Genomic DNA, 7,297 nt, shown 5'->3' on the forward strand with positions numbered 1-7,297 from the left:
TCGGAGAGCTTGTTGGCCACCAGGCGGGCCAGGATGTCGGTGCCGCCGCCGGGCGGGAAGGGCACGATCATGCGAATCGGCTTGGCCGGGTAGGCGGCGGTGGCCACAGGGGCGGGGCTTTGCGCCAAGGCGCTGCCACCCAGCACCAGGGCCGTGGCAGCCAATGAAAACTGACGACGCAACATCGGGATCAATCTCCTGAAAAATACAAAAAGACCGGGCCAGCGCCGCGCGTTGTGCAGCGGCGCTGTCCCGGTGGTTGGCTTACATGCGCTCAAAAATGGCGGCAATGCCCTGGCCGCCGCCGATGCACATCGTCACCAGCGCGTAGCGGCCCTGGATGCGTTGCAACTCGTGCAGCGCCTTGACCGTGATCAGCGCGCCTGTGGCGCCAATCGGGTGGCCCAGCGAGATGCCCGAGCCGTTGGGGTTGACCTTGGCCGGGTCCAGCCCCAGGTCGCGCGTGACGGCGCAGGCCTGGGCGGCAAAGGCCTCGTTGGCCTCGATCACGTCCAAATCCTGCACGGTGAGGCCCGCTTTTTTCAAAGCCAGTTGCGTGGCGGGCACTGGGCCAATGCCCATGTATTGGGGATCGACACCGGCGTGGGCGTAGGCCACCAGACGCGCCAGCGGCTTGGCGCCACGGGCCTGGGCGGCTTGCGCGTCCATCAGCACCACGGCGGCGGCGGCGTCGTTGATGCCCGAGGCGTTGCCAGCGGTGACGGTGCCGTTTTCTTTCAGGAACACGGGCTTGAGCTTGGCCATGTCGGCCAGCGTGCAGTTGGGGCGGTAGTGCTCATCCACCTCGTAGGCCACATCGCCCTTGCGGCTCTTGAGCATGACCGGGACGATCTGGTCTTTGAAGTAACCCGCTTCAATGGCGCGCTGGGCGCGGTTGTGGCTTTCGACGGCAATGGCGTCCTGCTCGTCGCGGGAGATGCCCCACTTGGCGGCGATGTTCTCTGCCGTCACGCCCATGTGGATGTTCTGGAACGGGTCGTGCAGCGCGCCGACCATCATGTCGATCATTTTGGTGTCGCCCATGCGCGCGCCAAAGCGCGTTGCCAGGCTGGCGTAGGGGGCGCGGCTCATGTTTTCGGCACCGGCGCCGATGGCGATGTCGGCGTCACCCAGCTGGATGCTTTGCGCTGCCGAGACGATGGCCTGCAAGCCCGAGCCGCACAGGCGGTTGACGTTGAAGGCGGGCGTGCTCTCGGCGCAGCCCCCTTTGATGGCCGCCACGCGCGAGAGGTACATGTCTTTGGGCTCGGTGTTGACCACATGGCCGAACACGACGTGGCCCACGTCTTTGCCCTCGACGTTGGCGCGGGCCAGCGACTCGCGCACGACCAGCGCGCCCAGCTCGGTGGGGGGAATATCTTTGAGGCTGCCGCCAAAGGTGCCGATGGCGGTGCGCACGGCGCTGACAACTACGACTTCACGGGTCATGGAGAACTCCTTTAAAGATCAAATTGGCCTCTAGCGCCCACGGGTATTGCGCTATCAGCTATGAAAAAGATAGTGAATCACGGTGCCTCAGGGCTCGCGTACATCGGCCACGGGGTGGGTGCCGAAGTCTGACCGCTCCAGCCAGGCCAGCACGCGGGTGGCGGCGTCGGCGGGGGTGGTCAGCATGCCGGCCGTTTTGAGGCTGGCAAATTGCGGGGCATCGGGAAAAGCGGCCGGGTGGGCGCTGCGCAGCTGGGTCTGCATGTCGGTGTCGATCACACCGGGCGCCAGAGAGCATACCTTGGCGCCGTGGGGCTTGAGCGCTTCTTCCAGCGCCAGGCAGCGGGTGAAGTGGTCCATGCCGGCCTTGGCGGCGCAGTAGGGCGCCTGCGACGCCATGGCCCGGCGCCCCAGCCCCGAGGAGATGTTGAGTACTTTGCGCGGCACCGCCCAGCCCTCGGTGGCGGCCAGAAAGGCGGCGCACAGCAGCATGGGCGCCTCCAGCCCCACGCGCAGGCCCTGCGCCAGTGCGGCGGGGTCGCTGGCCGACAGCGGCGCAATCGGCGGAATCAGGCCGGCGTTGTTGATCAGCGTGGCGCTGGCAAACGGGCTGGCAAGTGGGCTGGGCGCCGCGCTGCCAGCGCCGCCCGCCAAGGCGATGGCGCTGTGGGTTTCCAGCCAGGCTTGCAGGCGCTCGGCGGCGGCAGCGTTGGCGCTGCCCAGGTCGTGCTGCCACTGCTCCAGCGCCACGCCGCTGGCCAGGGCCGCGTCTTGCAGCCCAGCGTTGCTGTGGCGCGAGATGCAGACCAGCGCATGGCCCGGGCGCAGCAGCTGCTGCGCCATGGCCAGGCCCATACCGCGCGAGGCGCCCGTGAGGATGAAAAGGTGTGGTTTGTGCATGGCCCGGTGGTGTTGGTGGTATGAGAAGGGATGGGTAATTTATACAAAAATGATAGCTGCTTGCGCTTTACAGGTGGGCGCTAGAGCCTGTTTTGGCTCAAAATTTTGCGCCGCTAAAAATCCGGCGGCAGCGCAAACTGCACCCACTCGCCGCTTATCGGGTGTTCCAGCGCCAGCCGCGTGGCGTGCAGCAGCAGGCGCGGGGCGCGTGCCTGGGTGGCGGCGTCGGCATACAGCGCATCGCCCAGGATGGCGTGGCCCACGGCAGCCAAATGCACGCGCAGCTGGTGGGTGCGGCCCGTCACGGGCGCCAGCTCCAGCCGGGTGGTGTGCGTGACGGTATCGCTGGCCAGCACGCGCCAGCGGGTGTGGCTGGGTTTGCCGCACTCGGCATCCACCACGCGCAGCGGGCGCCGTGCCCAGTCGGCGGCAATGGGCAGTTCGATGTCGCCCCAGCCGCCGCCGGGTGCGGGGGCCATGCAGCCTTGCACCACGGCCTGGTAGCGCTTTTCGATGGTGCGCGCGGCAAAGGCGTTGCCCAGGGCACGCTGCACTTCGGGGGTGCGCGCCATCAGCACCAGGCCCGAGGTGGCCATGTCCAGCCGGTGTACGACCAGTGCCTCGGGCCAGTGCTGCTGCGCGCGGGCGCTCAGGCAGTCTTGCTTGTCGGGGCCGCGCCCGGGCACGCACAGCAGACCGGCGGGCTTGGCCAGCACCAGCAGCGCCTCGTCGGCGTACAGGCAGGTGGGGGCGCTGGCGGGGTGGTCGGGGCTGGCGCTGCGGGCGCCGGGGGCGTTGCCGGGCGCACCCTCAGGCGCGGGCGCGCCGCTGAGGGCGGCAGATTCAGTCATGGCCGCTGATGAGTCGGTGTACGGTGGCACACAGCTCCTCCACGTCGTTGGGTTTGTGGATGAGGGCGCGTGCGCCTTCGGCCAGGGCGGCCTGCTCGATTTCGGCGGTGACGTAGCCCGAGGCCAGCGCCACCGGCAGATCGGCGCGGATGGTGCGGGCCTCGCGCACCAGATCGACACCGCAGTAGCCGGGCATGTTGTAGTCGGTGACCAGCAGGTCGTAGTCGTGCGGCGCGGCGCGCAGGGCCGCAGCGGCCTCGTGCGGATCGGTAAAGCCACTGACGGTGTAGCCGCGCCGGCGCAGCAGGCGCTGCACCAGAAACACCAGCGCCTTGTCGTCGTCCACGTACATCACATGGCGGCGCGGCGCGGGTGGCGTGGGCAGCGCAGGCGCTGCGGCCAGGTCGGCGGATGGGGTTGCAGCGGGCAGGGCGGCGGGTGGTGTGTGCGCTGGTGGTGTTCCTGCGCTGGCGTGGGCCGGTGGCTGCACTGCGGGGGGCTGGGCTGCGCTGGGGCCAGCGGCGTCGGTGTGGGGCGCAGTATCGGTATCGGTATCGGGCGCGCAGTCCGGGTCGGGCAGGGCGGTTGCCGCGTCTGCGCTGGCCGATGGCGCCACCGGAAAGTACAGCGTAAACCGGCTGCCCAGGCCCGGCGCACTGTGTACGTCCACCGCACCGCCGTGGGTGCGCATCACGCCATGCACCACCGACAGCCCCAGCCCCGTGCCCTGGCCCACCGGCTTGGTCGTAAAAAAAGGCTCAAAAATGCGCTGCAAGGTGGCTGCATCCATGCCGGGGCCGCTGTCGCGCACGGTCAGCAGCACGTAGTGGCCGTGCGGCAGGCCCAGGCGCTCGCACAGGCGCTGGTCGGGCTGGGCCGCTGCCAGCTCGACATAGACGTTGCCACGGCCCTCGCCAATGGCGTGGATGGCGTTGGTACACAGGTTGAGCACGGCCTGCTCCACCTGCGTGGGGTCGGCCAGCACGGGTGGCAGGGGGGCGGCGGTTTGCAGGCGCAGGTCAATGGCGGGCGGCAGGGTCACGCGCAGCAGGCGCTCGGTGTCGTGTATCACCTCGGCCAGCGCCACGGCGGTGCGCTGGGGCGGCTCGTTGCGGCTGAAGGTGAGAATTTGCCGCACCAGATCGCGCGCGCGGCGCCCGGCTTTTTCGATCTCGACCAGGCTCTCGTAGGCCGGGGAGTGCGGCCCGCAATCGGCCTTGGCCAGATCGGCGTTGCCCAAAATGGCGCTCAGGATGTTGTTGAAGTCGTGCGCAATGCCGCCCGCCATAGTGCCCACGGCCTGCATTTTGTGCGACTCGCGCAGCTGCGCTTCCAGCTCGTTGCGCTGGGCTTCGGCCTTTTTGCGGCTGGTCAGGTCGCGGGCAAAGACGGTGGTGGTTTCTCCCTCGCCGTGGCGCTCGAACGACATACTCACCTCCACCGACAGCTCTTTGCCGCTGGCGCTCAGGGCCGTCATCTCGCCCAGCATGGCCTGCGTGGTCAGCTGGGCAAAGGCCAGGGCCTGCTCAGCGTCGGGCAAAAAGCGGCTGATGTGGCTGCCCAGCGCATCGCTGGCGGCGCACTGGAACAAAGCAGCGGCGGTGGGGTTGAACACCGTGATGCGCTGGTGCTGATCGACGCAGACGATGGCGTCCAGCGAGGAGTTGATGACCGCCTCCAGCCGCCGCTCGCTGGCGTGCAGCTGGGCGTTGCGCTGTTGCAGCGTTTGCGCGCTGTGTTGCAGGGCCTGGCGCTCGGCCAGCAGCGGGCCTTGGTCAATCACGGCGCACAAAAATTGCAGCAGCGGCGCTTCGCCCTCGGCCTGGGGCGACTCGATGCGGGCAATGTGCAGGTCGCCGGTGATGTGGCGTTCGGGGCTGATGGCAAACACCACTTCGGTGGCCTCGCCATGGCCCTCGGCACGGGCCAGGGCAAAGGCCTGCTGCACGCGCTGGGCGTGCTCGGGGCTGACGAAGGGTTGCAGCTCGGTCAGCGGGCGGTCGTTTTCAGTGGGCTGAAAACTGCGGTGCGCCATCGAGTTGGCCTGCACCACCATGTCGTGCTCGTCCAGCACCATCAGCGCCAGGGGCACGCTGGAGAACAGCGTCTCGAAGCGCTCGGAGGCGCTCTCAGCGGCCGACTGGCTGTAGCGCAGCACCTTGTTCTGCGCCTCCAGCTCGGCCTGGTAGGCGCGCAGCTCGGCGATCAGCCCCGTGACTGCGCCCGGCATGGGGCCGACCAGCGGGCCGCTGCTGTCAGGGGGCTGGAGCGTGGGTGTGCCAGGGGCGCTGGCGCCCGGAAACTGGCTGGGCGCATCGCCGGGCATGTCCTGCGCGGGTTCTGGCTCGGTGCTGCGCAGTAGAAATAAAAGGTCGGGGCGGCTCATGGCAAAAAACGCTCCCGGCAGGTGCTGGCCCAATAAGGCGGCGCAGTCTGCCAAGGGCTGTGGGGCCTGTGCGGGGTCGCGGGCGCGCCAGTGTACGCGCGCGGGCTGCGGGGGCAGCGATGCAGGGGGGGCGGTGTGCCGGGTGGGCAACTGTGCGGCGGATTTATTCTTGTAGGCACATGTGATCCGCTTGCGCCGAGCCAACCAACGTGAAAGGAAGCGATATGCCGCGCACACCCAACCCTGAGCGTATTGATGATGACGCGCCAGAAGCCACTGCCGAGTGGTTTGCCAAAGCCCGCCCTGCCAGCGAGGTGCTCGCAGATTTGTGGGGCACCCAGGTAGCGCAAGAAATGCTCAAGCCCAAACGCGGCCGCCCTGCGTTGGCGCACCCGAAAGAGCACGTCAATATCCGTCTGGATGCCGACGTGGTGGGCGCATTCAAAGGAAGCGGGGCGGGCTGGCAAACACGCATCAACAACGCGCTGCGCGAATGGCTGAAAGCCCATCCAGAAATTCAGAAGGGCTGACACGTACAGCGTTTCACACGCCAAGTCGGTATCGCGGAATCTCCAGTGCTTTTGAAAAACGCAGGGCTTGGTGCCGCACCTCAAGCATGGTGCTCTTGACGTCCCAAGCCTCCAGCGATGAACGTGAGAACCAGTGCATTCAGGGAGACCCCCTCGGCCTTCGCGCGGGTGGCAAGTTGGGCCTGTGTTGTTTTTGGTACGTGGGCAAAAAACTTGCCAGAGGCTACGCCGCTGCTATTGGGCACGGCAAAACCCTTGGCCTCCAGCGCGGCGATGGTGCTTGCCAGCGCATCAGTCGATAAGAAATCAAAAGACTTTTTTTGAGAGAATTTCACCTGTTTGTATAACGTAATATACAACTTGTTTTGGTTCAAAAGATGGGGCATATATTTCAGTAAGTGATGAATATGGCTTGTTGATGGTGGGTGTTATTGTGGAGGAGTTGTATGCAATATTTGCATTTATAAATCTTCCTATAAATAGTACCCCTATTCTGTATTTTTGTAGATATTTTGCCTTTTCAATGGATAGGGGGAAATTGTCTGAAAAATAGTAGCCGTTAATTTTTCCTTCTTTGGTAAATAATCTATTGGCGAAAGTAGAGTTTTTGGAAAAAGCAATTCCAATATCTTTTGTATACACTTCTGTGACATTTGTTGTGGCTCCAAAAGCATTAGATGCTACATAATTTCTTCTGTTGCTTTCGGCTGTGGTTGTCCTGCATATTATTAGGTTCGACTCATTGGTTGATAGAATTCCGTTGTCGCAGAATTTATTAATAATATATCGCTCGGTATTGGCGTCGTATTCTGGATGGAATTCAAGTAGAAAGGCGTAGTCTACATTGGATGATATTGGTGATGCGTCAATTATTAGGTTTTTAATACGCTGTTTGAATTCCTCATTCTTTTCAAATTTATTTTTTTCAAGAGGTTTCCATTTTGATTTGAATATTTCAAAGACTTTTTTACTATCTAATCCTGTGTAATTTGGTGGTAATCTTGATGCATCAATAGGATATGGCCTTGCCCAAGGAAACTCCTTTTCAATTAAGTAGGACTTACGCAAACTGATAAACTATAAACAAAATTGCAGTTTTCATATGATAGTCAACAATTATTAATTTTTACTCCCTTGAGCATTAATAGAATCGATTACTGCCAATTTCTTGTCTCAAGCCA

The 7,297-nt window shown here is 63.5% G+C and carries 7 protein-coding genes and 1 pseudogene; 1 reads left to right on the forward strand and 7 read right to left on the reverse strand.

All coding sequences use genetic code 11. The features are described 5' to 3' along the window. The 5 genes and pseudogenes from PHX69_RS14165 to PHX69_RS14185 all read right to left on the reverse strand — a co-directional run. Positions 1-185, reverse strand: a pseudogene (locus PHX69_RS14165) (tripartite tricarboxylate transporter substrate binding protein); the annotation flags it as partial. A 79-nt stretch (positions 186-264) separates the two neighbouring features. Continuing rightward, positions 265-1,449, reverse strand: a complete 1,185-nt coding sequence (gene bktB / locus PHX69_RS14170; protein WP_119014843.1) for a beta-ketothiolase BktB — start codon at positions 1,447-1,449, stop codon at positions 265-267. Between the two features lie 87 nt (positions 1,450-1,536). Continuing rightward, complete coding sequence (locus PHX69_RS14175) at positions 1,537-2,349, reverse strand: SDR family NAD(P)-dependent oxidoreductase (protein ID WP_288044506.1); 813 nt, start codon at positions 2,347-2,349, stop codon at positions 1,537-1,539. Positions 2,350-2,462: 113 nt separating this feature from the next. Next, positions 2,463-3,200 (reverse strand): RluA family pseudouridine synthase, encoded by a 738-nt coding sequence (locus tag PHX69_RS14180; RefSeq protein ID WP_288044508.1) that lies wholly within the window; start codon positions 3,198-3,200, stop codon positions 2,463-2,465. After that, positions 3,193-5,586, reverse strand: a complete 2,394-nt coding sequence (locus PHX69_RS14185; protein ID WP_502958539.1) for a PAS domain-containing hybrid sensor histidine kinase/response regulator — start codon at positions 5,584-5,586, stop codon at positions 3,193-3,195. The genes PHX69_RS14180 and PHX69_RS14185 overlap by 8 nt, the downstream gene beginning before the upstream one ends. A 224-nt stretch (positions 5,587-5,810) precedes the next feature. On the opposite strand from PHX69_RS14185, the gene PHX69_RS14190 reads away from it, so the two are divergent. Continuing rightward, the gene (locus PHX69_RS14190; protein ID WP_288044510.1) at positions 5,811-6,116 is read left to right on the forward strand and encodes a BrnA antitoxin family protein; all 306 of its coding nucleotides are present in this window, start codon (positions 5,811-5,813) and stop codon (positions 6,114-6,116) included. An 80-nt stretch (positions 6,117-6,196) separates the two neighbouring features. On the opposite strand, the gene PHX69_RS14195 is transcribed toward PHX69_RS14190, so the two are convergent. Then, positions 6,197-6,451: a toxin-antitoxin system HicB family antitoxin gene (locus tag PHX69_RS14195; RefSeq protein WP_288044513.1), complete on the reverse strand. Its 255-nt coding sequence runs from the start codon at positions 6,449-6,451 to the stop codon at positions 6,197-6,199. Continuing rightward, on the reverse strand, positions 6,423-7,184 hold the full coding sequence (locus PHX69_RS14200) for a hypothetical protein (protein ID WP_288044515.1): 762 nt from the start codon (positions 7,182-7,184) through the stop codon (positions 6,423-6,425). The genes PHX69_RS14195 and PHX69_RS14200 overlap by 29 nt, the downstream gene beginning before the upstream one ends. Positions 7,185-7,297: the final 113 nt, after the last annotated feature.

Origin of the sequence: Simplicispira sp., assembly GCF_028687295.1 — a bacterium.
In the GTDB taxonomy this organism is placed as follows: Bacteria; Pseudomonadota; Gammaproteobacteria; order Burkholderiales; family Burkholderiaceae_C; genus Simplicispira; species Simplicispira metamorpha.